A 24,415-nucleotide genomic window follows, 5' to 3' on the forward strand; every position below is an offset into this window, starting at 1 on the left:
GTAGTTCCTCAAAAAGAAATATTTTAAATTTTTACAGCCTATTTTAGGTTGTAGGAGGTATAAAATTTAAGAACAAAGCTATATAAAAAGAGAGTTTCAACCCTATTCCCTGTTCCTTATTAACTTTTCCCTGCCGTAATTGATTTGTTTGCCATCCTTGCCAACGTCCACACAAAGATGCCAGCATCTTTTTATTCACTAATCTGCCTTGACTGGGGAGAAATCTCAGCCATTGTAATAGTCCTAAACTATCTCTTGTTCCTACTAATACTGCCCACACTAAAAAGACAATCTGGCGCAGAGGAGAAAAATGTTCTAATAAAACTAGGGTTTCGTTATGGACTAAATTAGTGTAGGCAACTTCATTAAAATGTTGGCGTTGGTCTTCATCAAATCGCTGGGCTGGATAGTGATCTACTGCAACACTAGGATCGTAAATTATCTTCCAACCATTCCGCTTAAGAGCGAGGGTAAATGCCATCTCAAAATGTACTTGTGCGCCCGTGCCGAGCATTCTTTCATCAAAGCATAATTTTCCCCTGGCTGCTTGACGAAAACTCATGTTTACACCCTTGAGGACATCAACTTCGCGAGGTGCGCCGACTCCTAAGTGATGGTTGCCAATTACTCGTCCAAACCACTGTAAACGCCCTACTATTGAGCGTTCGCCATCTTCGATGCTGTTGCCTTGGTGTATCCAATCACGTCCGCCAACACCACCTATGCAACCATCGCTTTGAAAGTGAGCAGTGATTTTTTCTAACCAATCAGGATGGGGGGCAGCATCATCATCAGTGATAGAAACAATGTCTCCCTCGATTACTGCTAGTCCGGCGTTGAGGGCTGCTACTACTCCCGGTTGTGTGACTGTGACAACCTGTAATGGTAGGTGATGGGGGTGAAATTCCCCTAGGAATTGCCAAGTTTCCGTATCTGTATCCCGGACAACTACGATTAATTGATCAACGGGTTTAGTTTGGGCTTGAAGCGCTAAAAGGCAGCGATGGAGATCCAAAGGACGGCGATAGGTGGGGATGAGAACTGTATTCCTCATTTTTCATTAACTCTTCAAATAAATCTAGATAGGTTTGTGCCATAATCGCCCAGCTATGTTGTTCAGCAACAGTACGAGCCGCTTTACTCATTTGCTGGCGTAGTGAGTCATCTTTTAAGGAAAACAAGGCACTAGATAAAGCATCTATGTCGTCTGTGTCAGGTAAAATAACTCCCGCTTCTGGTGTGACTAATTCTGCACCTCCTGTAGCAGTAGCAGTGATTACTGGTAATCCTGAAGCTAATGCTTCTAACAAAACAAGGCTGCAAGCTTCATATCGGGAAGGAAAGACAAATAAATCTACAGCCCGCATGATCTCGGCCATATCCCGTCGATATCCCATAAAATGCACTCGTTCAGTTATGCCCAAAGCCTCTGCTAACTCTGGAAAGGGGCTACCTTCTGTTGTTCCTACTACCGCTAGATGTAAATTAGGAACTTTTACTAAGGCTTGCAGCACCGTATCTAAGTTTTTTCTGGTGGTGCGGATGTCGCCGGCAAAAAGTGCTAAAGTTACATTTTCTGGTAGCCCCAATTGTTGACGAGAAGCCACACCAGGAGAAAATTCTTGTAAGTCAACTCCATTGACAATGACACGAATTTTGCCAAGAGGTACGCCAATATTGACTAATTCCTCAGCTACTTTTGCAGATACGGCGACGACCACTTTGGCTTGCTGAAAAGCTTGTTTTTCCCAATAAGAATTCATGGCTGTGTAAAGCCATTGGTATAGGCCGTAAGCATCTCGACGGTTACGAGAAATATGCACAGGCGATCGCCACCATGAACTATGGACAAAATGCACAGCATTCACATCAGTAGCGCCCATAGTAATGGCACCATTAGCTTTAATTAAATCAACTTCTCTACCATATTGACGTAACCAGTCGCTGCTTTTTTTGGCAAATATGAAATTGCGAATAAATTCCGTAGGATATTCTTTCACCGGAATTGAAACCCAATTTACAGAGCTATTTTGCTCTAGTTCTGGTGCTATTTCACTTGCTAATAATGTTAGATGATGACCGCGACGAATTGCTTCTTGAACAACTTCATAGTTTACTCGTCCCTGACCATCACCCTTTTTAATTTTATGGGTTACAATACAAAGTCTCACATACCACCTCACTTTTAAATTAATTTAACCAAATACCGTGGGTTTAAGTCCCCCGGTTCTATAACCGGTAAGTTTTTTGTTGGGGTTAAATCCTCATTACAAAACTTAATTACGTATCCCTAGCGGGACCGTAGGCTCTATTACGAATTACGTTGGCGGTAGCCTGCTGTAAGCACTATTACGAATTATTTAAACTCTATGATTTGGCTATTTTTAGTAATTGATTAGCTAATGCTTGAGGACTTAAACTGATAGTTAGTGATGCCATAGTTCGCAAATTAAATTTTTGTGCTTTCATGGCTTGCCAAAGATAAGAACGTGCTTCTACCGTCTGCTTATTTCGCATCAAACCAATGCCTAAAGTCGTATGAGCTTCTAACCATTTCTGTTCAAAGTGAGATTTAAATTCCGCAAGGTGAGGGTCTTCCATAAATTGTTTATAACAAAACAATTCGCTTTTAGCCTTGCGAATTTTTGCTAGATTATCTCGACCACCACTGAGCATCGTATCACTTTGTTCATGGATACGATATCGCATTAATTTTTCGGGTTCATAGTAAACTGCATAACCTGAGATACAGGAGAGGTATGTTAAATACAAATCCCACATACCACCAACTTCAAAAGGAATACTATCCCAATCAATAATATGATTACGAATCACACAAGCAACAGCAGTGCCGATAGTTTTATCTATTAAGCCAATCTTAGTGAAAGATTTATGCACTCCTTTTTTTAAGGTATCTCGCTTGAAAGCTTTGCTATTTCCAACAGTATAAGCATCATTAATTATCCCTTGTGAATCTATAAGATATTGATCACAAAAAGCCAGAATTAAATCATAATTTGCTTCTAAAGGTGGTACAAGTTTGGCTAAAAAATCTTCATTCCACATATCATCATCATGAAGACTAGCAACATATTTTCCTTGTGCCATTTTAAAAGCACTTAGCTGATTAGCCAGCATACCAATATTTTGTTGATGTCGCCAAAATTTGATGCGTGAATCTTGGAAAGATTCAATCAGAGATTGAGGATTTTCAGAACTACAATTATCAGAAACGATAATTTCAATATTTTGATAAGTTTGTTGAACCGCGCTAGAAATAGCCTGCTTTAGGTAATCGGGGCGATTATAAGTAGGAATAATTACGCTGACTAGAGGTTCGGTGAGGTTAGTATTGATAGACATAATTACAATTCCGTTATTTCTGCATATTTATTCTGAAAAATATCGAAAATCAGCAATAGTTTTGGTGTAAATTTTTTCCAATCGCTGAATGTGAATATCAAGGGTGAATTCTTGCTCAAACCAATGCCGACCTTGTTCGCCCATTAATCGGCTTTTCTGATAGTTTGTAGCTAGTTCGTTAATGGCATCTGCCAATTTTTGAATATGATTAGCTGGAATGAGGATTCCTGTTTGACCATCTTGTACATATTCAGGAATTCCGCCAACAGCACTGGCAATTACAGGACGATAGCGGGCATAAGCTTCTAAAGTTACCAGACCAGCAGGTTCTGGCCAAAGACTAGGAAAAACTACAGCTAAACACTGTTGATAAAGGGTTTCGAGTTTTTCTTTATGACACCAACCATGCCAAGTAATGCGATCGCTCAAACCCATTTTTTTTGCTAATTTTTCCATGTTGGTTTTAATCCAACCTTCACCAGCAATATCAAGATGAATGCGGGAGTCCGTCTTTGCTAAAGCTTTGATCAACCATTCAATTCCTTTATCAGGAACAATTCGACCCACAAACAAAATTCGCTGATTTTGATGAATTTCTTTGGTTAAAGATGCAGTGGGATCTTGAGGATCTTGTACGCCGCAGTGAAGTGTAATCACCTGATCGGGCGATAACCCATTACTAATAATTTGTTCCCGCACATAATTACTATTAGCAATTACAGGAATCTTAATTTTTTTGGCAGTGTTGAGAAAATTATAAGTATTCTGCAAAACATGGAGTATTTTGTGCGGTCGGCGACTGCCACAACCATCTACCAAATGTCCCCAAGTACAGCCAAGGGGGTGCATATTGCGATCGCACTGTTTTTGGCGATCTGCTAAATATTTTGTCCCACTTGGACAGTAGCTACAGTGATTATGCAATGTAAAGACTGCTGGACATTCACCACTCCATTCTGCTAAAAGTTCTGGGTCGTGAAGGTGGAGTAACTGACATTGACTTTGGTCTAAATTTTTCAAAGAATTAATATGGCGATTGCTCACCCCATCAATTGGCGCATTGATCAAAGAAGATATGTAAGTTTCTAATCCACCACCTCCTCTAATATCAACAGCAGAGCATTGGTAAAATATCTTTTCTTTAGAAAATATGGTTTCATTTATAGTTAACATTATGTTTCCTTCTTAACTAAAAACTGATGTAATTAAACCTTGCTCTGAAAATATTTCGCGGAATTGATATTGGTAAGCTTTCTCGTTATATTGTTGTGCAGTAATTCTAGCAACTCTTCCCATTTCTGCTCTCATAGATTCATTTTCTGCTAAAAATCTGAGTTGATTAGCCATAGTTTTTACATCTCTAGGAGGAGTAATAAAACCATTTATGCCATTATTTATTACATCCGCAGCACCACAATTAGAAGTAACAATTACAGGTAATCCACAAGCCATAGCTTCTAATGCAACTAAACCAAAACCATCTTCTACAGAAGGTAAAACTAGAACCGAAGATTTACCAAAAACTCTAGTAGGATCATCTTGACTAAAATTCCAAAATTCTTGTTTAATATTGGTGTTTTTTTGTAATGTTTCCGTCATGAATTTTCTTAGCCCACGAGTAGAAGCACCACCAATAATTAATAATTCTGAATTGGGAATATCAGCTTGTAAAAAAGCTTGAACCAGGTAGGGAACTCCTTTTCTGGGTTCAATAGTTCCTACATAAAGAACACGAAATATTTGATCAGGTTTTAAAGTAGAATGAAATCTATTAGTATCTATGAAAGGAGTGACAACTTTAACTTTTGTTGGTTCAAAACCAGCTTGAACAAAAGTTTTTTTAGCCACATCTGAAAGTACAATAATTAAATCTGCTTGTTCACATTCATTAGCAAATCTAGTTAGCATTTTATAATTCATTGTGGCTACAGTTGAATCAGATAAAAAATCTAATTCTTGTTGAATTTGTTGCTGCATAAAGGGCAGATAATTATTCAAACAATATAGCCACGCTTTTGCACCTTGGGATTTAGCTACTTTAAATGCTAAATTAGTTTGTCCTGCTACTCCGATAATTAAATCACAGGGATATGATTTTAATTTTTTGCTTACCTGTTGATCAAAATACAAGTCACTTAGCAATACAACTAAATCATGACGACGACGCAAAAGTGGGATACTTAATAATCTTTTACTCCAGGAAGAATTCCCCACGGGATATACAGTAAAATCGGTTTTTGGCGCTGTTAAACCACTACAGAATACAGTTAAATCTCCTAATTTATGTAATCCTAATGCAGCATTTTTTAAACAAACACCTTGTCCACCTATTCCTAAACCTGTATTGCAAGTAAGTGTAATTTTCATAATGGATTTTCGGTAGATGTCAATTTAATTTCTTTGCTATTCCCTGTACTAAATCAAGTTTTTGAGAAAACCTTCTTCAGCATATATTTTAGTCAGATCAACATTAGTTTGATTATTCAAGAAATTAATTTCCCAAGTTTAACCAAAATCTATGTCTGACATCATTAACATAATGTCTCAAAGCAATTTTTCGCTTATCAAACTTGTCTGAATAACTAAATTGGTCATCAACACTTAAAACAAACTTCTCTGGATTAAGTGGCTTTGCCTGGGCATTATGCATAGCTAGGTGAACTACAGTTTGATCTGTAAAATATATTGGTGAATCTACTAATTCGGCAACGCGATTTAATGAACTTAGCCAATCTATTTGCTTTTTAAGCAAGAAAAATCCTGCATTTACTGGGTTGATTTTTTCATGATCATGTAAAAGTATTCGCTCGTCCAGTGAAGCTAGACAATCAGGTAAATACCAAGGCAAACTATCATCTGACTGACATAAATTAATAATTTCATCAGCACCTGGGAAAAACAAAATATCGGCATCAGTGTAAATAGTTGGTTGTTCGATTGGAAGTGACATCAATACTGCCATTCTTCTCCACATTGCCATTACTGATTTTTGAGGATGATGAAACGCATAATCCCAAATATATTGAGGAATATCACCTGTTGCTAAATCTTTCCATTCAACAACATCAACACAAGAATTGATTTTACCTAAAATTCTACTAGAATTTGACGAATAGCTACCGTCAGAAATCACAGTAAATTTGTTAGGAATACCAACATGACGAATAAATGAGCGAATATTTGCTACTTGGGTAGCTAAGTCTCTTTGACAAGAGAAGGAATAGACGTTGATGTTAACTTTTCGATGTTGATCAAGTGGAAAATCAACAATATTATTAATTGCTTTTGTGTATATAAAGCAATTTAATTTTCCTTGAAGTCTTGCCGAATGATAGCCTATGTTAACCATTGTTTACCCCAAAAAAACCTACTGGCTTAAAACAATACTATTCCAGGTGTAATTAAAGTTTTGATTTATTATTAATTACACCCTTAAAACCTATTTTGATTGACCTAATTCATACTGCATTTGGTGATATTCCCAAAGCTTACCCTGCTGTTCTAAAAGCTCCTGATATTTACCCTGTTCTACTATTCGTCCTTGTTCTAAAACTACTACTTTATCAGCCTTAGCAATTGTAGAAAGACGGTGAGCGATCGCAATCACAGTTCGACCAACAGCGAGCTTTTCTAATGACTCCTGAATTAATCGCTCAGACACAGAATCTAAAGCACTAGTTGCTTCATCTAAAATCAAAATCTCAGGGTTACGTAATAACGCACGCGCAATTGCAAGTCGCTGCCTTTGTCCACCAGATAACCGGATACCTCTATCTCCCAATTGTGTATCAAACCCTTCAGGCATTTCTAAAATAAATTCTTGTGCATTTGCCAGTCGAGCCGCTTCTTTAATTTCTGCTTCTGTTGCCTCTGGTATACCGTAGGCAATATTGTTCCAAACAGAAGTGTTAAAGATAAAAGTATCCTGACTAACAACCGCCATTTTGCGCCGGAGAGAGTTAATTTCAAATTGTCGCACATCAATTTCATCGATGTAAAGATAGCCGTCTGTAGCATCATAAAACCGAGGAATTAAATCGGCAATTGTGGTTTTACCAGCACCAGATGCACCGACTAAGGCTGTCATTTTACCTCGTTCAATTGTCAGAGTGATATTATGCAGGACTCGTTGATTCTGACTATAGCCGAAATCTACAGATACTAAATCAATTGATCTTTTAAAACCTGTAAATTCAATTGTGCCGTTTTGAAAGTAGGTTTTATCCTCACTTTTCAATAAGGTTTTAATATTTTCGGCTGAACCTTGGAGAGTGCTGAGAAATGCTCTTGTGCCATTAATATCTTGAATAAATGGTACGAGACGGAATAGTACGAAGAAAAAGGTGAGTAAAGAACTAACTTGTAAAGCACCATTAACTACAAAGCTACTAAAAGCTAAAATAATCATACCTACCAGCACAGTAGTAGCTGCGCTTTCAGCAATTGGTCTTACCAATGTCCAAGTTAAAATAACTTTAGTTGAACTACTGACTATTTGATTACTAGCTTTGTAGTAACGCTGACGCTCGAATTCTTGAGTACCAGAGGCATGAACAGTGCGAATGCCATTGATAAATTCTAGGGCTATTGAGGTAAAATTACCATTAGCAACTGACGTACCAAAACTAGATTCTCGCACTCTGGCATTGAGAGTTGATAAGCCGACAGCTAAGAGAGTGAATAGAAATATTGCAATTAGCGTCAGTTGCCATGAGAGCAACACCATTGTAGTTAAGTAGACAATAACCGTCAAGCCTCTAGTAAATAAAAAAGCTCCACCGCTAAAACCCTGTCTAATTCTCTCAATTTCTGTGGTGATGGTGTTAACTATTTCACCAGAACGAGTGGTACTAAAGTAACTAAGAGATAAAGATTGTAATTGCTCGAAAATTTGTTTGCGTAAGCGGTCTCCAAGATATAATTGACAAAATTCTGTGTATATTTGGGAAAAGTAGTTAAAGGCAGCACGTATCCAAGTACTCAATAAAATCAAAAAAGATACGCGATATAATCGGCTAACTGCTGATGTATGGATTCCCAATATGTAATGATCAAACCAGCCTATTCCTATTTGAATTGGTTGAGAATTAGGATTTGTTAAATTCTGCAAAAACGAGAGCAAAAAACCAATGCTAATACCTTCAAATGTGGCAGCTAAAAATGTAAAAATTAAGGCGAGTATGGTAATTCTACGAAAGTGTTTAAACTCTCGCAAAATCAAATGATTTTCTTTCCAAAATTTAGTACCATTAAGGAGATGGCGAAGCGGGTGAAAAATTTTCAGATTCATCGGTATTTTCTAAAAGTATTGGATCAAATTAGGTAGTCCCCCATAAATACGATGCAACCAATTTCGGATATATTTTTAGTGCGATTAATTCAAATGTCGAATTACCGCACTAACGGCTAATAATTATATCCTTTAAAATTACAATGCTATAGGCAAGTCACAGTGTTTGTCTATCTAAATGCAACGCCTGAGAATCTTGATGATCTACTTACCATAGATTTGTAATTACTGATAGCTGATTTTGCTGTTTTTCATCTTTTATACTTAGCTGCACTGCATCTGCTAAAGCCCAACAATTAGAGCCAAAAAAACTCATATCACCCCGCAGTACATTGAATAATTTAGGTAAATTATCTAGACCATACTTACGCATTAAAAAACCTAAAAAGGTGATATTCTGTTTTCCAGTTGTACAAAATTTGATAACTTGAAAAAGTTTACCCTTTTCACCAATATGCCACTCATAGGAAAATAGTAACCCAGGCGAGTACATCTGCATCAATAAAGCCAATACCAGCATGACTGGACTAACTAATAACAGGATAAATAAAGCTAAAATCCAGTCAATTAGTCTTTGTATAGTCCTCAATATTTGCTTACCTTGTTTAGGCAATTTCTTACCAGATACTGTGCTAAGGAAGATTGGCTTCTTAGCCTGTTTGCAAGCATCTGCCCAAAATCGTAGGGAAGTATCACCTAGTTTTGGATCTATACTTACCAAAGTAACGGGAGAATGTTTTAAACACTCTACCAATAATTGTTTATTATCTAGTGAAGGTAAATATGGCTGTTTTAAGTTTCCAGGAAGCTTCACCAACAATTGACTCCTGCGCCATTGAAGTGTGCAGTATTGAGAGTGATAATTTTGATGCTGTTGAGGTATAGTAGAGTGATTATGTAAATTTGGGATGATTGATGTTGTCATATTTCTTTGAATGTATATAGTAGCAAATTACTGATTTGATATCTCAGGCTAGTACCGTAGAGGGTAATCACCCTATCGCCTCATCAAGACATCAATTTCCTTTCACTTACTTAATTTTTAGACAATTATCACAAAACCTGTTTACTCTTACCCTTTCAGCTTTTATTTTTGTCTTCAATTTCTAGAATATAGTAATCATCAGAAATAACTAATGCTTAAATAAATTCTTTATTCACTCTTTAAATAAAGCTTGGGTTTTGGACAAAATATTAAGTTAGGATAAATTTAATCACTTGATAATGAAGCAAATAAAATTATATTTTTGATCTGGAAAACAGAATTCCTCACATTTATAGCCAAGGATACAAAAAATATAAACGACCCCAATATTAACAAAAGAAGGATGAAAATAGATCAGGCAGAAGGTAGTTTTTATGGAGAAAAACAGCATCTTTCTCTAGACCCTACCCCCTCCATTTAGTTTTGACTAATAATTCCTTGATGGTACAGAGCCAGCGAATTTATCCGGGGAATTAATCCAAGGTCGGATGACTGAAAGCCCAGCCCTAATCGGGCTGGGAAATAAATTAATAAACAGAAGACTGAAGTGGAAATCATTTACCTATTTTTCCACAATTTGTTGTAGCGCCAATTGTTGTTGTTTGACATAAGGTAAATAAGCACTATCAGAGTTGGATACTCCATTGGCTACAACTCCAATCAGATTTAACTTGCTCAACATAGCTGTAGCTTGGGAAAGTTGAGTTCGTGTTACTTTACCAATGCTTGCTACCATAATCACACTCCGACAAGATGATGCTGCGAGCATGGCATCTACTAAACCAAGAACTGCTGGAGCATCGATGAGTACTAAATCATAGTTTTCTTCAAATGCTGCCATCAATTGCATCATGCGTGGAGAACTCAAGAGATTCGCTGAGTCAGGGGGTATTGGTCCAGCAGTCAATATATCGATGTAGGATGAACCTGAGTATTGAATTCCTATTTGATTAGGTAGATTGACATCACTTGCTAGTAGGGTGGAAAGTCCTTGTTCATTAGGAAGATTCAGCTGTTGATGTAAACTGGGAGCGCGTAAATTAGCATCAATAAGCAGGACTTTTTTGTGTAATCGAGCCGCACTCATAGCCAGACCTAATGCCAAAGCTGACTTACCGTCATCTGGTAGTGCTGATGTCACCATCAACGACCTTAAGTCAGATACAGTATTGAGAAGTTCTATATTTTTATAAATCAGATCTAGGGATTCCCAACGAGGTGGGGATTGCAGCACCTGAATTGTCCAAGGAGCAAGAACTTCAGGCTTACCAAAAGGTAACTTGATAACTGATTCTCTGGGTTTAGCTGGTGGTAACTTGGGTGTTGTTCCTAATAATGGCAGAGAAAATTGTTTTTCCAACTCAGCAGTAGTATGTAATGAATCATCAGATGCTTCTCGAATAAAGGCCGCAATACCACCTAACATTAATCCCACCACTGCACCTAACAACAGATTCTGTTTGAGGAGAGGACCAGTGAGTATGCCTTTTTGTGGTTCTTCCACTACTTCCCAATTAAACCCACCTTTGGAAAGTTCCTGCCGCAATTGCTGTTCTGCTCTCAACAATTGCTCCATTCTTTCCCGGCTAAATTGTAATTGTGGGAGTATGCGATTGTAATAAGCTAATAGAGAAGGAAAGCGTTTAAGTTGCGATCGCAATTCGCTCTCTTTTTGTGCCAAGGTTTGATCACGCGCAGTCAACGCAACTATATTGGTTTGGTTGTCTACTAACTGACCAGTCAGGTTAAGATCTATTTCACCAAGCTGTCCTTGTTCAAGAAGACTGTCTCTAGAACTGAATGCACCAGTAGACTGTCTACCTAAAGTTCGACTGACTTCTTTTTGTAATAGTTCTTTTTGACTTTGAAGTTGTTCGTTCAACTTCTGCACGCTGGGAGTGCCATCGGTAAAGCGTAAACGTTCTTGTGCTAAAGCTAGTTCTGTTTTCTGGATTTCATTGAGTAAGCCTTGGTAACGAGTAGACTGACTCAAACGAGAAGAAACCAAGGCATTCTGTGGAGAACGGTTCAGTTGTTCTTCTAAAGATTTTTGCCGAGCCAAAGCTTCTTCATATTGAGAACGAGTGGTCTGCCGCTCTCTCTGAATATTGTTTAAAGTTTCCTCAATTGCTCTAGCCTGTGACTCTGGATCAATTAAATTTTGGTTTCTGCGAAAGCGTTGAAGATTGGATTCAGACGCATTCACCTCATCACTGGCTTTTCTTAACTGTTCCCTGATAACTTGTAAACCTTTCTGTAACCGTAAATCTTGCTGTTGTTTATTGTATTCTACATAAACTTGCCGAATGGCACTCAGCACTTTTTGGGTTTTTTCAGGATCGCTACCTGTATAATCAACTTGAAATATTTTAGTGGCGACATTATCTTCTTTAGTTTTAATTTGAGTTAAAACTAAGGAGGTTTTAATTTCCTTGGCAGTGATGTTTGGATAGTCTGATTTCAGTTTATCAGCTGCTTTTTGGATGAGTCCAGAACTCTGCATCAGATTCAGCTGGGTTGCAGTGTCTATGACAACGTTAGTGTCGGTAAACTGATTATCTACCGTACCTCCTTCTGTTTTACCTTGATAATTAGGTTCTATTAATAGTTGCATTGTACTTTTGAAGTTGGGATTTGTCTTCAAAGTTATGATGCCTGCAAGAGCAGTAGAACTGAGAAATACTAACAAAAACCAGGGAAATCTCCGAACAAACACAGTCAGTATTTGTCCGTAGCCTGGTTCTGATTCTACTACTGAATTTAAATGGGGATTTAGGCTAGTTTGAACCACGTTTATTATCCTTCTCTGCGAGATGGCTTCCCTTTAGGGATAGAGTTAACAAATCAAACGAATGAGTGATGCATTTCCCCAGATTGATCAATGATTTGCTCAACCTTACTAAAGAATGCTTGTTCTGAGAAATTATTGACAGCGTGATTACGAATTTTCTCGTAATTCCAAGATATTCCTTTAGCTTCTAGTAATGCGGCTTGTAGAGAATCGGGTGTTTGCCTCTTAAAAAAAACCCCGGTTTGCCCAGGTATCTGAGTATCTAATACCCCACCGGCTCCATAAGCAATTACTGGTGTTCCACTAGCATTTGCTTCTACTGGAACTAATCCATAGTCTTCTAAGGCTGCAACAATAATAGACTTAGCTCTAGAAAATAAGTCTTTACGTTTACCATCACTAACATGACCTAAGAACTCTATATTGCCTAATGCTTTGGATTTTAACCGTTCTAGTTCGGGCCCGTCACCTGATATTAATAAATGCCACCCTAACCAATTAAAAGCCTCGACAATGATATCAAGACGTTTATAACTTATCATCCGGGCAGATGCCAAGTAGTATTCCTCTTTTGTATCTGAAAATACAAAGTTACTTGTATCAATTGGATAGTTAATTACAATTGCTTGTTTGCCGTAAATCTTTTGAATACGACGGGCAACAACACTGGAATTAGCAATGTAGAGGTCGGGTTCCTGAGAATATTTCAGGTCTACATTTCTCATCATTTGAAAGATTTTTTCTATTAAGGGGGCGAAATAGCGATAGTCTCCATACTCTCGTAAATAAGTTTCTGTATCCCATAAGAATCGGGTAACATTATGGCAAAAACAAATATGACGTGCTTGTGGTTTTTTCCTGACTGCTTTAGCAAAGCTGGTGCTACTACTGATAATTAAATCGTAGTCTTGTAAATTTAAGGCACGAAAAGCAGGAAAGTAAAGGGGAGCCATCAAGCGGAAATGCTTTGCTGCACCAGGAATCTTTTGCAAAAAAGTTGTGTTAATTATACGCTCACCCAGATCAATAGTTTTTTGTGAATCATATAAAGAGGTGAAGATATCCGCTTCTGGGTAGCGTTTACAAAGCAATTCAAACACACGCTCTGCCCCACCGCGCTGGGTTAAATAATCATGGACAAGAGCAATTTTCATGGATGATGCCTTATATTGCAATGTTGATTAAATTTGGGCTTGATGAACAAGGATGTACCGATATGTTTATATCAGTCTATTGTCTAGACTAAACCCATCTAAAGAGAGTTGTAGAGATTTTGGATTTTGGATAATGCCCTTGAAAAAATCTAAACTATCGAGAATATTTACTTATTTTGAGATTTTTTTAGTCAAGTAAGTTACACTTAATAAATAAGTTATTTAACTTGGACAAAAACTAAGTAAATATTATCAACTAAAATTTTTACTACCTATAAATAAGAATCAGCAGTTGAATAAGAATATCAGGAAAAATTTTAACTATTCGCTCATTTTGAACAAACCCATGCTTGCTGAAGAGGCTGCCAATTTTAAAAAACTCTCATAAAAATCTCCCATTTGTAGGGTGCGTTATTAATGCACTGTGAATATGGAAAATTTAAGGTGCGTTAGCGATACCGTAACGCACCCTACTTCTAGTAATATCATGTCCGGTTGTTCGCGTAGCGTCTCGTCAGAGATATACTTATCATTTGGACTGACGCGGGGACGCGGAGAATTTTTTTTGATAAGTGATTAGAGGATGTTTGAAAAGTATTGCATGAAACCAATCAACCCCAAAAACCTAACCCCCCTTCCCCCCTTCCCTACAAGGGAATGGGGGTTTCAAAGCCTCTCTCCTCGTAGGAGAGAGGTTTGGAGGGAGGTTTTTCAGTAAATTTTTAGACTTCTCAAACAACCTCTTAGGCGGACATGATATAGTTACGAATTACTTTGGCTATTTTGTCAGTATCAGGGTTTTGGCAGGAGCAAAATAAGTTGTTTGTTCAGCACGTAGTTTGTCGCAAAGTCTACCTTTTGGCAGTTCCACATCGTCGTAGGTGAGGACTTGATCTTTGGGAATATCACGCTTTAACCGACATCCTTCTGCTATCCCCATTGGTAGTAAGTTTTCTTGGTGGACAATTTCTGAGTTTTCACATTGACCGTAGGTCATGTAATAACCAATGCCATCAAGGGTTTCTCCGGCTTTGAGGTCAATTTTGGCAGTAGCGACGACATCGACAACAGGGCCTGCTAAGGGAGCCAGAACGGCATCATGGAAGAGGACTGCACGCGCTACTGATAGGGGAACTTCAAAATGGCAGAGGTGATAGGGGGTGTAGAAGCTGTAAAGGGGACCTTCACCGAGTTTATAGAGGTTAAGATAATGGCGTTGTTTGGGGTCGTCGTGGGTGGCAAAAACAAACACTCCGGGGCCTGGTTTTGTGCCAACGACATAATCAACGATGCCACCTAATTCTTTGAGTTGGTCAACATCGTACATTTTGGTCATTTCATCCACATGACCTGTGTAGTCATATCCCAACATCCCGCGTTTTGCTACTTTCATATCTGTAGCATTGGCAACTATTGCTTGCTCAAAAGAAATTTTTGTGCCATCTGCAAAACTTGTTACCATAGCAGGATTTTGACCCCAGCGTTTAGCAAAGCCTTCTTGGGTGGTGGGGTTGCGGTAGGGGTCTTGTAGACCTTTGATGTTGCCGCACAATAGGGGGGTTAAACCGATGCTTTTGACGAAGCGGTACAGGTTCATTTCTACCCCTGGTTGGTCGCCGTCACAGGCGCTGAGAATGACTCCAGCGCGATCTGCATGGACTTTGAGAATGGGGCCAATTGTACCGTCGAGTTCGGCATTCATCAAGATGATATGCTTTTGATGAGCGATCGCACTCATAACTAAATGAGCCGCAAATTCAATTGTCCCTGTGACTTCAATGATTGCATCTATGCCTTCTGCTTCGCACAGCAACATGGCATCTTCGGTGACTGCATATTGCCCTTGGGCAATCGCATCTTCTAAATCAGCTACATTATTAACAACCTTGATATCCTCGATACCTGCTTCTAAATAAGCTCGTTTAGCTGTATCAATGTGACGATTGAAAATAGCAACTAACTTCATTCCGGGAACAGAATTGATAATTTGATTAGCAATTCCGCGTCCCATAAAACCAGCACCAATCATTGCTACTTTAACTGGCTTACCTAATGCTTCCCGCGCTTGAAGAGCTTTATCGATAATAATCATTTTAAACTCCTATCAAAATAGATTCTAGTAAAGGCCAATTCCGATCTTTATCAGATATTTCAGTAACACTCAAAGGCCAAGAAATTTCTAAAATTGGATCATCATAACGCAAACCCCGCTCATATCCAGGGGTGTAAAATTCACCAACTTGATAAACAACTTCTGCACCATCTGTCAAAGCTTGATAGCCATGAGCAAACATTTCTGGTACATATAAAGCGCGGCGATTTTCCGCAGTTAGTTCTACACCAATATGCGATAGATAAGTTGGAGATTCAGGACGCATATCAATAATTACGTCATAAATTGCTCCTTGAGTACAGCGAATCAATTTTGTTTCTGCTGCTGGGAGAACTTGATAGTGCATCCCCCGCAATGTGCCTTTTTTGTGATTAAAAGACAAATTACATTGGGCAACTGTTGGCTTTAAACCATGTGCTGCAAATTCTTCAGCACAGAAAGTCCGAGCGAAGAAACCACGATGATCTGGTTTTTCTTCTAAGTCGATAATGAAAGCGCCAGAGAGATTAGTGGATGTAAAAATCATAATTTTTCCTAAAAGTGGTGTTCAATCAATTTCCAGTAATTTTCTATCTTTGTCCTATACCTTCAGCTATTAATTGTTTATTTAGTTTAGCAAAGGTATCATCATTATATTGTGTACAAAGTTCTGGACGTTTCGGTGATTTAGCTGTGTACGCAAAAAATAAAGTTGAACGTTCTTCAGTCCTGACAGTCCCATGATGTAAAACATTTCTGGGATCTACAAAAATCACAGTTCCAGCTTTTCCAGGGCAAGATTTCCAAGCTGATTTGGGGATAATTGTCATCATTTTTTCATCATTTATTCCTAAATAATTAGATTCCCAAAGTTTATAATCAACCCGATAATAATTCAACCACTCTAAAAGATTAGCAGGTAAAGGCAAATATTCAAATGGTCCGTGTTTTTCTGTCACATCATTTAAATAGATAATGACTTTAATCATGCGCCGATCTTCAGAATCTTTATGCCATAGCAGTGTTTGTAGTTGTTGCTCATTTGGGAAATCTTTCCGCAAATGCACACCATGAAAAGCTATAGGTAATCCTATATAATTCTCAATGATATTTTGCAGTCGTGCTTCACTTCCCCAGATAAAAAATTCGGGTAAATCTGTAACTGTATAAATTTGTGGTAACTTGTAACCTGCCTGAATATCTCGTGGATTTACCATACTTGTTACATAATTATTAGCAGAAGCTAACATTTGTGTGGTTGATGGTAATTCTAAATCTGCAAGTGTTGTAATATAAACACCTTCTCGTTTTAAGGTTTCAGCAATTATGCGATCACCTGAATCAATAACAGGCAAATTTTTGGCATGATTCCCAAGTGAGGATCGATAATTTAACTCAGAGTTTAGAGTTGATACTATGCTTTTAATTTTGTTCAGCATGATAGTATTTACCTGACTATTTAAACTTAATTAAGTTCTTTGTGTAACTCTGGTTTAGGAAAAGTATTATCCCAGTATTGAGTACAAAGTCCTGGTCGTTTGGGAGGGTTAGCTGTATAGACAAAAAATAGCGTTGAACGCTCTTGTGTTCGGACAGTTCCATGATGTAAAAGTCTTTGGGTATCAGCTAAAATTACTGTACCTGCTGCACCAGTACAAGACTTCCAAGCTGATTTTGGTACGATTTTATTTAGCATTTCATCGCTAATTCCTGAGTTATGAATCTTGTAGTAAAGTCGATAAAAATTAATTCCAGAAGTAAAAGATGATGGCACATATTCAAAAGGTCCCTGCTTTTCTCCTACATCATTTAGATAAATGATAATTTTGATAATGCGGCGGTCTTCTGAATCTCTATGCCACAGCATTGTACTGAATTGACTTTGATTAATAAAGTCTTTGCGGATTTGTACACCATGATAAGCGATAGGAAGACCAATATAATTTTCTAAAATGTTCAGTAATCTTTGTTCATTTCCCCATTGATAAAAATCAGCTAAATCTGTAACTGTGTAAATTTCTGGCGGATTTTGGACTGAAGGGTTGTAATTAGACCTTCCCATGCTGGGGAGAAAATTGTGAGCGGCATTCAGCAGTTTTGGTGTGGAACTAAATCCTAAATCTGCAAGTGTTGTAATATAAACACCTTCTCGTTTTAGAGTTTCAGCAATTATGCGATCATGTCCTGTTAATGCAGGTAATTTATTTTTATGCTGCCAAAGTTTAGCTCTATAAGCTAATTCACTTTCTAATGCTGAGATTTTATCTTTAACACTACTATTAAACATGGCACACTCTCTTAAAAATGAATATTACAATGCACCAAGATAAGAAATCATAAGTCATTATTTCTTATTTGTTGAGTAGGAATTTCAGCCATTTTTTTAACTTTTAATTCTCTTGTTGGCATTAATTCAAACGCTGCCAAACTAGCTAAAGCTAAAAAAGGAACTACTGTTTTGATAGCCGACACAGGCCATCTTCTAATTGCTCCTAAAAAGACTTTTAAGTCTACTTCATGATAGTTTTGTAAAAGCATCCGACAACAATATGCTTTAGAGTATCCAACTTCCTCAAGTTTTAAAATAACTTCAGGTATGTGTTGGTATTGCATTAAAAGTGCAGACTTTGGCTCTTTTTGCCAATAACTTACACCAACAACACATTCTAAGTAAGTCTCTTTAGTGACAATTACTTTGCCATTAGCAGCACAATATCCTGCTAAATATGCTAAAGATATCCAATTATTACTAGCAGTTGGCCAAATTTGTAGAGCTTGTTTCACTAAGTCAGTCCGATAGACTGTAGCAGTTATAAAAATTACTGCACCTACACTTTTAGCAAAACAATGTTCAAATATTGCTTTACTATCACCTTCACCATCTTCACTATCCGCATCAAACCAGCGATTACCAACTATTTTAGGTGGATGAACTGCTTCACCAGTGATTTTATTCCTACCAGAAAAATTGAGAAATAATAATGATAGATCCTCAATATTTTTAATTTTGCTCATCACATAAGCAACTGCTCTTTCCTGAATTGGATCATCATCACCAATTGCCCAAACATATTTAGTTGTCGGAGAACTTAGGCAATAAATAATATTTCGCATTACGCCTATGTTTTCAGGATTTTTATTGGACTTAAATGTGATATCACTCAGAATATTTTGCCATTTTTTAATGATAGATTGAGTATGATCTGTAGAGCAGTTATCAGAAACTAGAATTTCACACTCTGATTCAAAGCCTTTAATAGCTTGAGACAACCATGTTAATTGTTTATCAAGTAGTTCGGCTCGATTGTAAGTAGGGATGGCAATAGTCAGTATTTTAGTCATGTTAAATCAGGATTATAAGTTGATCAAATTGCCGGGATGTAACTATTAACTTTAGTTGCTTCAAGAAGTCATTAATTGCGTTTCAACATCATTATTTTTTCTTGATACTAAGATAAGTCCATAACCAGATTTACCGATCACTACCAAGTAATAAATAATGACTCTAATTGCCAAGAAAGGCCATCTTTTAAAAGCACCTAGTAAAATTCTCCAGTCATTTAAATCGACCAGATTTTTTAAAATTTTACTTTGACAAAATCTATAAGAATAACCTATAGTTAAAAGCTGGAAATAAACTTCAGGTATGTGGATATATTGCATCATTAATGCTAATCTTGGATTTTCTTCCAAATAACTAGCGTGCATTGTGCATTCTAAAAAATTATCTTGAGTTACAAATATACTTCCATGCAGCGCACAAAATCCAGTCCAATATGCTTGGGATGCCAAGTTTTTCACAGAAGTTGACCAAGTTTTTAAAGCACGTTGTACTAGTTCTGTTTTATAAACTACTGCTGTCATGAACAGCACGCCACCAAAGCTTTCCTGTAAATAACGTTGAAATACATTTTTGCCATTAGTAGCTGGCTCATTAGTATGACTATTAAACCAATGTTCGACAATGATTTTATTTGTTCGTTTATCACGACCACAACAGTTGAGAAACATTAATGTTAAACTTGGATGCTGCTTGAGTGTAGTTACTACATAAGCAAGACTTTTTTCTTGAATGGGATCATCATCACCAACCGTCCAAATATACTGGCCACTAGCTGACTGTATACAAAAAGCGATATTAGGCATTAAACCTATATTTTTACTGTTCCTATTATTGAGGAATACGGTATTACTAAATCTGGCTTGCCATTTGTTAATTATTTCCTGGGTATTATCTTCTGAACAATTATCAGAAACAATAATTTCACATTCAGATTCAAATCCTTTGATTGCTTTTGCTAACCAAGTAAGTTGTTTATCTAGCAATGTAGCACGATTGTAAGTAGGAATAGCAATAGTCAGTAATTTATTCATGATATGTTTCCTAAATAATTAGGAGTCTACTTGGGAAAAAATGATGATTTTGCCTGGTTATATTAGGCACTTCCGAACCAAATATAAATATCCAAATATAAATATATTTAATTTGATTCGGAAAATCCTCCTAATTTATCCTCTAACTATTGTTTATTCCAGAAAAAATCTTGACCAATTTGCTGAGTACGAATTAGATACTCTAACTGCTTTAATCTTGTAAATCCTCGAAACAAGAAAGTATCTTCATTCATGTGGATTTGACTGAATAAATCAAATAACTGTTGAGCGCCGCGTTGAGCATTCCAATCACACTTAAATCCGGGGAGAATTGTGTTAATTTTCTCAAAAGATACTCGATAACTGCGGTTATCTGAACCGTTATTACCAAAAGACAATTTACAACCAGGGAAAGTATCAGCAATAATTTCTGCTATTTCTTTAACCCGATAATTATTTGTTGTATCTCCGACGTTAAAGACTTGATTGTGGATAATATCTCTAGGTGCTTCTAAAGCGCAAACAATGGCTTTACATATATCCAAAGCATGAACTAATGGCCGCCAAGGTGTACCATCACTGGTCATTTTAATTTCTTTGGTAGTCCATGCTAATCCTGACAAGTTGTTTAAAACAATATCAAATCGCATTCTAGGAGAAGCACCAAAAGCTGTAGCATTCCGCATAAAGGTGGGAGAAAAATCATCATCAGCTAATGGTTTAACATCTCTTTCTACTAATGTTTTACATTCTGCATAAGCCGTTTGGGGATTAACAGGTGATTCTTCTGTGACATCATCTTCACTAGCAACGCCATAAACACTGCAAGAAGACATATAAACAAAACGACGTACACCTACTGCTTTAGCTAAGTTAGCAAGGCGAACTGAACCTAAATGATTAATTTCATAGGTAATATTGGGTGCTAATTGTCCTGTAGGATCATTGGAAAGTTCTGCCATGTGAACGATTGCTTCTACACCCTGTAAATCTTCAGGAGTAATATTACGAATATCTTTGTTGAGAGTTTTAGCTGTTACCTCAGTTCCGTTATATAGCCAACCAACTTTATAAAAACCAGTATCTACGCCGAGAACTTCATGACCTCTTGCAATTAATAAAGGAGGTAGTAAAGAACCTAGATAGCCTTCTGTTCCTGTTACTAATATTTTCATTGTTGTTATGTCCTATTTGTTGATTAGTTAAGTTGTCGTAAGTTGAGAGTTTTATTCTGTCGCAGACTTCTCTTGTCTCATAAAACTTTTACAACTTTTTGTGCAAATATCCGCATACTTTTTGATGAAAGAATTGGATATTGATCAGCATTTTGTCCGATATAAATCCAAATTTTCAATCACTTTCATGAAGAAAAAATAGCAGAAATAAAGATATCAGATCCAGTGATAGCAATCGCAACTAAGCTGACAAATTTAACTTTTAGGCTGATGGAGCAGTTTTGCAGTCTTTTGCCCAAAAATAAAAATCTGCAACTTAGAAGTGCGATCGCTTATATAGATATCTAAGTCTTTTTATTTTTGCCTTTTTAACTAGTAAACTGCGGTGGAAATAAAGCCTGGTGATACTAGGCTACTAAGCTTTGTAAATATGATTGTTGGGGTATTTGTGCCACAATTGCTTTACCAATTTCCAAGGAAGAGGTTGCTGCGGGAGAGGGAGCATTGCAAACATGAATAGAGTTGTTACCTTGGATGATTAAAAAGTCATCTACTAAGGAACCATTATTCATTAATGCTTGAGCGCGAACTCCCGCATGGGTGGGGACTAAATCTGCCGCTTGGACTTCGGGAATTAGTTTTTGTAAACTTCTGACAAAGGCAGCTTTACTAAAGGAACGAATGATTTCTTGAATTCCTTCATCAGCGTGTTTAGCTGCTAGTTTCCAGAAACCAGGATAGGTGATAACTTCGGCAAAATCTCTTAAGTCAAAGTCGGTTTTTTTGTAACCTTCACGTTTAAGACTGAGAACTGCATTTGGCCCTGCATGGACACTACTATCAATCATTCGAGTGAAGTGGACACCCAGAAAGGGAAAATCGGGGTTGGGAACAGGGTAAATGAGAGTTTTGACCAGATAGCGTTTTTCTGGAGTGAGTTCGTAATATTCGCCTCGGAAGGGGACGATTTTGGCTTGGGGGTTAGCTTTACCTAATTTTGCCATGCGATCGCTATGCAATCCGGCACAATTAATCACAAACCGAGTTTCAAAACTACCTTTATTGGTTTCAATTACCTGATTTTTACCACTTTGGGAAATTTGTAAAACTTTGGTATTGAGGCGTAAATCTCCACCTTGCTGTTGAATGATTTCAGCGTATTTTAAACAAACTTGCTTGTAATTAACAATCCCTGTTGAAAATACACGAATTCCACCTACACAACTGACATGAGGTTCAATTTCTTTAACTTCTTCGGGACTGATTCTTTGAACTGGTATGCCGTTCTCTAAGCCTCGTTTGTAGAGGGTTTCTAATCTGGGTATTTCTTGTTCTTCTGTGGCAACAATAACTTTACCACAAATATCATGTTCAATTTCATGTTTTTGGCAGAATTCTACCATTGAGCGACTACCATCACGGCAAAATTTAGCTTTAAAGCTGCCTGGTTTGTAGTAAATTCCTGAATGAATTACGCCGCTGTTATTACCTGTTTGATGAAATGCCCATTGACTTTCTTTTTCTAGCACTAATATCCGTGCATCATCATAGCGATTTCCTAGAGCCATCGCTGTGGAAAGTCCAACTATTCCTCCGCCGATAATCGCAAAATCATACATTAGTAATTTTTCCCCACTCCAAAATCCACAATCTAAAATCCCAAATTGGTATTACCAAATTTTCCAAGGAGCTTTATCACTCTGCCATAGATCCTCTAAGTAGTTTTTATCTCTTAAAGTATCCATTGGTTGCCAAAAACCATCATGTTTGTAAGCAGATAATTGTTCTAACTCAGCTAACTTTTCTAATGGTTCTTTCTCCCACACAGTTGAGCTATCAGCAATAAAATCAATTACTTGCGGTTCTAGAACAAAATAACCCCCATTAATCCAAGCACCATCACCTTCTGGTTTTTCTTTAAAACTGGTAATTTTTGTTTGTTCTTGTCCTAGAGAAATCGCCCCAAATCTTCCCGCAGGTTGGACGGCGCTGAGTGTAGCTAGTGTGTTTTGTTCTCGATGGAATTTAATTAACTCTGTAATATTTACATTACTGACACCATCACCATAGGTAAAGCAAAATGTTTCGTTACCAATATGTTCACGAACTTGCTTTAAACGTCCACCAGTCATCGTATTATCACCTGTATTTACTAAGGTGATGCGCCAAGGTTCTGCATATCCAGAATGTATACTCATTTGATTAAATCGCATATCAAATGTCACATCTGACATATGTAAGAAGTAGTTAGCAAAATACTCTTTAATTATGTAGCCTTTATAACCACAACAAATGATAAATTCATTAATCCCGTGGGAGGAATAAATTTTCATGATATGCCAGAGAATTGGCTTACCACCAATCTCAACCATAGGCTTGGGTTTAATACTGGTTTCTTCACTGAGGCGTGTACCAAGTCCTCCAGCTAAAATCACCGCTTTCATGCAATTAATTTCCTCGAAAATTTGCAGATAGGTTATTATTTAAGTTATCGAGATGAAGAGGATGCACAAATACTAGAGAAAAAATTTATTTTCATATAGTTATTTTTCTCTACCAACTATATAGAAACAATTTAACCGTAAATTGATGCAATATTATGAAGAAAAAGTAAATTAAGATACTTTATATATAAAAGCTTGATGAATATACTAATTCCGAGTTCAATTTTAATAAATTATACTAGTTGATATTTTAGATTTTAGATGGTAAAAGACTGACTGTATCAGCTTTATAATTTTCCATCTGATACTATTTTTTTTGACACTTGGTATTAATAAAAGCAAATAAATATACAAATTAAATATACAAATAAGTAGCATCAAATATTGCCTACCTCTAAAGGACTGATTTTTCCTGAAGAATAAGCAAAATAATGTTAATTATAATATGACGGTTATGGTGGAATCTAATATTGTGTCCAGTTGTTCGCTTCAGCGTATGATTAGAAATATATAGGACTAATATTTGATTTTTGAAATTTTACGTAGGGTGGGCATTGTCCACGATATCCCGGTTCTGTAAGGCATAGCCCTACCTACACTACTTAAAATTTTATGGCTACGCCACGCAAGCTATCAAATATCATTTATGATTCCTATATTATCTTAATTAAATTCAAGGGTTTGAAACCCCTACTCCAACTGTTTTTAATTTTTAATTTTTAATTTTTAATAGGGTTGACGCGGTGA

General features: G+C 37.1%; 19 protein-coding genes. All 19 read right to left on the minus strand.

Annotated elements, in window-relative coordinates:
- Window positions 1–43 precede the first annotated feature (43 nt).
- The 19 genes from H6G59_RS23705 to rfbF all read right to left on the minus strand — a co-directional run bounded on the left by H6G59_RS23705 (window position 44) and on the right by rfbF (window position 23,668).
- Window positions 44–1,054, minus strand: a complete 1,011-nt coding sequence (locus H6G59_RS23705) for a glycosyltransferase family 2 protein (protein ID WP_190719369.1) — start codon at window positions 1,052–1,054, stop codon at window positions 44–46.
- Window positions 972–2,171 carry a glycosyltransferase gene (locus H6G59_RS23710; RefSeq protein WP_190719372.1) on the minus strand — a complete coding sequence of 400 codons (1,200 nt, stop codon included), beginning with the start codon at window positions 2,169–2,171 and terminating at the stop codon, window positions 972–974. Before H6G59_RS23710 ends, H6G59_RS23705 begins: the two co-directional genes overlap by 83 nt.
- A 196-nt stretch (window positions 2,172–2,367) precedes the next feature.
- A complete protein-coding gene (locus H6G59_RS23715) occupies window positions 2,368–3,363 on the minus strand; it encodes a glycosyltransferase family 2 protein (protein ID WP_190719375.1) in 996 nt (331 codons plus the stop codon).
- A gap of 27 nt (window positions 3,364–3,390) precedes the next feature.
- Window positions 3,391–4,536 carry a glycosyltransferase family 4 protein gene (locus H6G59_RS23720; protein WP_199332140.1) on the minus strand — a complete coding sequence of 382 codons (1,146 nt, stop codon included), beginning with the start codon at window positions 4,534–4,536 and terminating at the stop codon, window positions 3,391–3,393.
- 12 nt (window positions 4,537–4,548) lie between these two features.
- Window positions 4,549–5,730 (minus strand): glycosyltransferase family 4 protein, encoded by a 1,182-nt coding sequence (locus tag H6G59_RS23725; protein WP_190719378.1) that lies wholly within the window; start codon window positions 5,728–5,730, stop codon window positions 4,549–4,551.
- Window positions 5,731–5,854: 124 nt separating this feature from the next.
- Window positions 5,855–6,712 carry a hypothetical protein gene (locus H6G59_RS23730; RefSeq protein ID WP_190719381.1) on the minus strand — a complete coding sequence of 286 codons (858 nt, stop codon included), beginning with the start codon at window positions 6,710–6,712 and terminating at the stop codon, window positions 5,855–5,857.
- Window positions 6,713–6,802: 90 nt separating this feature from the next.
- Window positions 6,803–8,653: a heterocyst formation ABC transporter subunit HepA gene (gene hepA, locus H6G59_RS23735; RefSeq protein ID WP_190719384.1), complete on the minus strand. Its 1,851-nt coding sequence runs from the start codon at window positions 8,651–8,653 to the stop codon at window positions 6,803–6,805.
- 208 nt (window positions 8,654–8,861) lie between these two features.
- Window positions 8,862–9,578: a heterocyst development glycosyltransferase HepC gene (hepC, locus tag H6G59_RS23740; protein ID WP_190719387.1), complete on the minus strand. Its 717-nt coding sequence runs from the start codon at window positions 9,576–9,578 to the stop codon at window positions 8,862–8,864.
- Between the two features lie 622 nt (window positions 9,579–10,200).
- Window positions 10,201–12,429, minus strand: a complete 2,229-nt coding sequence (locus H6G59_RS23745) for a polysaccharide biosynthesis tyrosine autokinase (RefSeq protein ID WP_190719390.1) — start codon at window positions 12,427–12,429, stop codon at window positions 10,201–10,203.
- A 53-nt stretch (window positions 12,430–12,482) separates the two neighbouring features.
- Window positions 12,483–13,583, minus strand: coding sequence for a glycosyltransferase (locus H6G59_RS23750; RefSeq protein ID WP_190719393.1), 1,101 nt, complete (start codon window positions 13,581–13,583; stop codon window positions 12,483–12,485).
- A gap of 778 nt (window positions 13,584–14,361) precedes the next feature.
- Window positions 14,362–15,675, minus strand: coding sequence for an NAD(P)H-dependent oxidoreductase (locus tag H6G59_RS23755; RefSeq protein WP_190719396.1), 1,314 nt, complete (start codon window positions 15,673–15,675; stop codon window positions 14,362–14,364).
- A gap of 1 nt (window position 15,676) precedes the next feature.
- Window positions 15,677–16,222, minus strand: coding sequence for a dTDP-4-dehydrorhamnose 3,5-epimerase (gene rfbC / locus H6G59_RS23760; RefSeq protein ID WP_190719400.1), 546 nt, complete (start codon window positions 16,220–16,222; stop codon window positions 15,677–15,679).
- Between the two features lie 43 nt (window positions 16,223–16,265).
- Complete coding sequence (locus tag H6G59_RS23765) at window positions 16,266–17,114, minus strand: phytanoyl-CoA dioxygenase family protein (protein WP_190719403.1); 849 nt, start codon at window positions 17,112–17,114, stop codon at window positions 16,266–16,268.
- Window positions 17,115–17,140: 26 nt separating this feature from the next.
- Window positions 17,141–17,962 (minus strand): phytanoyl-CoA dioxygenase family protein, encoded by an 822-nt coding sequence (locus H6G59_RS23770; RefSeq protein WP_190719406.1) that lies wholly within the window; start codon window positions 17,960–17,962, stop codon window positions 17,141–17,143.
- Window positions 17,963–18,009: 47 nt separating this feature from the next.
- Entirely contained in the window at window positions 18,010–19,017 is a 1,008-nt protein-coding gene (locus H6G59_RS23775) for a glycosyltransferase family 2 protein (protein WP_190719409.1), read from the minus strand.
- A 60-nt stretch (window positions 19,018–19,077) separates the two neighbouring features.
- Window positions 19,078–20,049: a glycosyltransferase family 2 protein gene (locus tag H6G59_RS23780; RefSeq protein WP_190719428.1), complete on the minus strand. Its 972-nt coding sequence runs from the start codon at window positions 20,047–20,049 to the stop codon at window positions 19,078–19,080.
- Window positions 20,050–20,195: 146 nt separating this feature from the next.
- On the minus strand, window positions 20,196–21,224 hold the full coding sequence (locus H6G59_RS23785; RefSeq protein WP_190719431.1) for an NAD-dependent epimerase/dehydratase family protein: 1,029 nt from the start codon (window positions 21,222–21,224) through the stop codon (window positions 20,196–20,198).
- Window positions 21,225–21,631: 407 nt separating this feature from the next.
- Window positions 21,632–22,843 (minus strand): L-2-hydroxyglutarate oxidase, encoded by a 1,212-nt coding sequence (gene lhgO, locus H6G59_RS23790; RefSeq protein ID WP_190719434.1) that lies wholly within the window; start codon window positions 22,841–22,843, stop codon window positions 21,632–21,634.
- A gap of 51 nt (window positions 22,844–22,894) precedes the next feature.
- Window positions 22,895–23,668 (minus strand): glucose-1-phosphate cytidylyltransferase, encoded by a 774-nt coding sequence (rfbF, locus tag H6G59_RS23795; RefSeq protein WP_190719436.1) that lies wholly within the window; start codon window positions 23,666–23,668, stop codon window positions 22,895–22,897.
- Window positions 23,669–24,415: the final 747 nt, after the last annotated feature.

The sequence above is a fragment of the Anabaena lutea FACHB-196 genome (assembly GCF_014698305.1).
Taxonomy (GTDB): Bacteria; Cyanobacteriota; Cyanobacteriia; order Cyanobacteriales; family Nostocaceae; genus Anabaena; species Anabaena lutea.

What these genes read in the sequence shown, in the direction of transcription:
- H6G59_RS23705 (WP_190719369.1), bottom strand. Translation starts at nt 1,054, where the DNA reads ATGAGGAATACAGTTCTCATCCCCACCTATCGCCGTCCTTTGGATCTC.
- H6G59_RS23715 (WP_190719375.1), bottom strand. Translation starts at nt 3,363, where the DNA reads ATGTCTATCAATACTAACCTCACCGAACCTCTAGTCAGCGTAATTATT.
- H6G59_RS23720 (WP_199332140.1), bottom strand. Translation starts at nt 4,536, where the DNA reads ATGTTAACTATAAATGAAACCATATTTTCTAAAGAAAAGATATTTTAC.
- H6G59_RS23725 (WP_190719378.1), bottom strand. Translation starts at nt 5,730, where the DNA reads ATGAAAATTACACTTACTTGCAATACAGGTTTAGGAATAGGTGGACAA.
- H6G59_RS23730 (WP_190719381.1), bottom strand. Translation starts at nt 6,712, where the DNA reads ATGGTTAACATAGGCTATCATTCGGCAAGACTTCAAGGAAAATTAAAT.
- hepA (WP_190719384.1), bottom strand. Translation starts at nt 8,653, where the DNA reads ATGAATCTGAAAATTTTTCACCCGCTTCGCCATCTCCTTAATGGTACT.
- hepC (WP_190719387.1), bottom strand. Translation starts at nt 9,578, where the DNA reads ATGACAACATCAATCATCCCAAATTTACATAATCACTCTACTATACCT.
- H6G59_RS23750 (WP_190719393.1), bottom strand. Translation starts at nt 13,583, where the DNA reads ATGAAAATTGCTCTTGTCCATGATTATTTAACCCAGCGCGGTGGGGCA.
- H6G59_RS23755 (WP_190719396.1), bottom strand. Translation starts at nt 15,675, where the DNA reads ATGATTATTATCGATAAAGCTCTTCAAGCGCGGGAAGCATTAGGTAAG.
- rfbC (WP_190719400.1), bottom strand. Translation starts at nt 16,222, where the DNA reads ATGATTTTTACATCCACTAATCTCTCTGGCGCTTTCATTATCGACTTA.
- H6G59_RS23765 (WP_190719403.1), bottom strand. Translation starts at nt 17,114, where the DNA reads ATGCTGAACAAAATTAAAAGCATAGTATCAACTCTAAACTCTGAGTTA.
- H6G59_RS23770 (WP_190719406.1), bottom strand. Translation starts at nt 17,962, where the DNA reads ATGTTTAATAGTAGTGTTAAAGATAAAATCTCAGCATTAGAAAGTGAA.
- H6G59_RS23775 (WP_190719409.1), bottom strand. Translation starts at nt 19,017, where the DNA reads ATGACTAAAATACTGACTATTGCCATCCCTACTTACAATCGAGCCGAA.
- H6G59_RS23780 (WP_190719428.1), bottom strand. Translation starts at nt 20,049, where the DNA reads ATGAATAAATTACTGACTATTGCTATTCCTACTTACAATCGTGCTACA.
- H6G59_RS23785 (WP_190719431.1), bottom strand. Translation starts at nt 21,224, where the DNA reads ATGAAAATATTAGTAACAGGAACAGAAGGCTATCTAGGTTCTTTACTA.
- lhgO (WP_190719434.1), bottom strand. Translation starts at nt 22,843, where the DNA reads ATGTATGATTTTGCGATTATCGGCGGAGGAATAGTTGGACTTTCCACA.
- rfbF (WP_190719436.1), bottom strand. Translation starts at nt 23,668, where the DNA reads ATGAAAGCGGTGATTTTAGCTGGAGGACTTGGTACACGCCTCAGTGAA.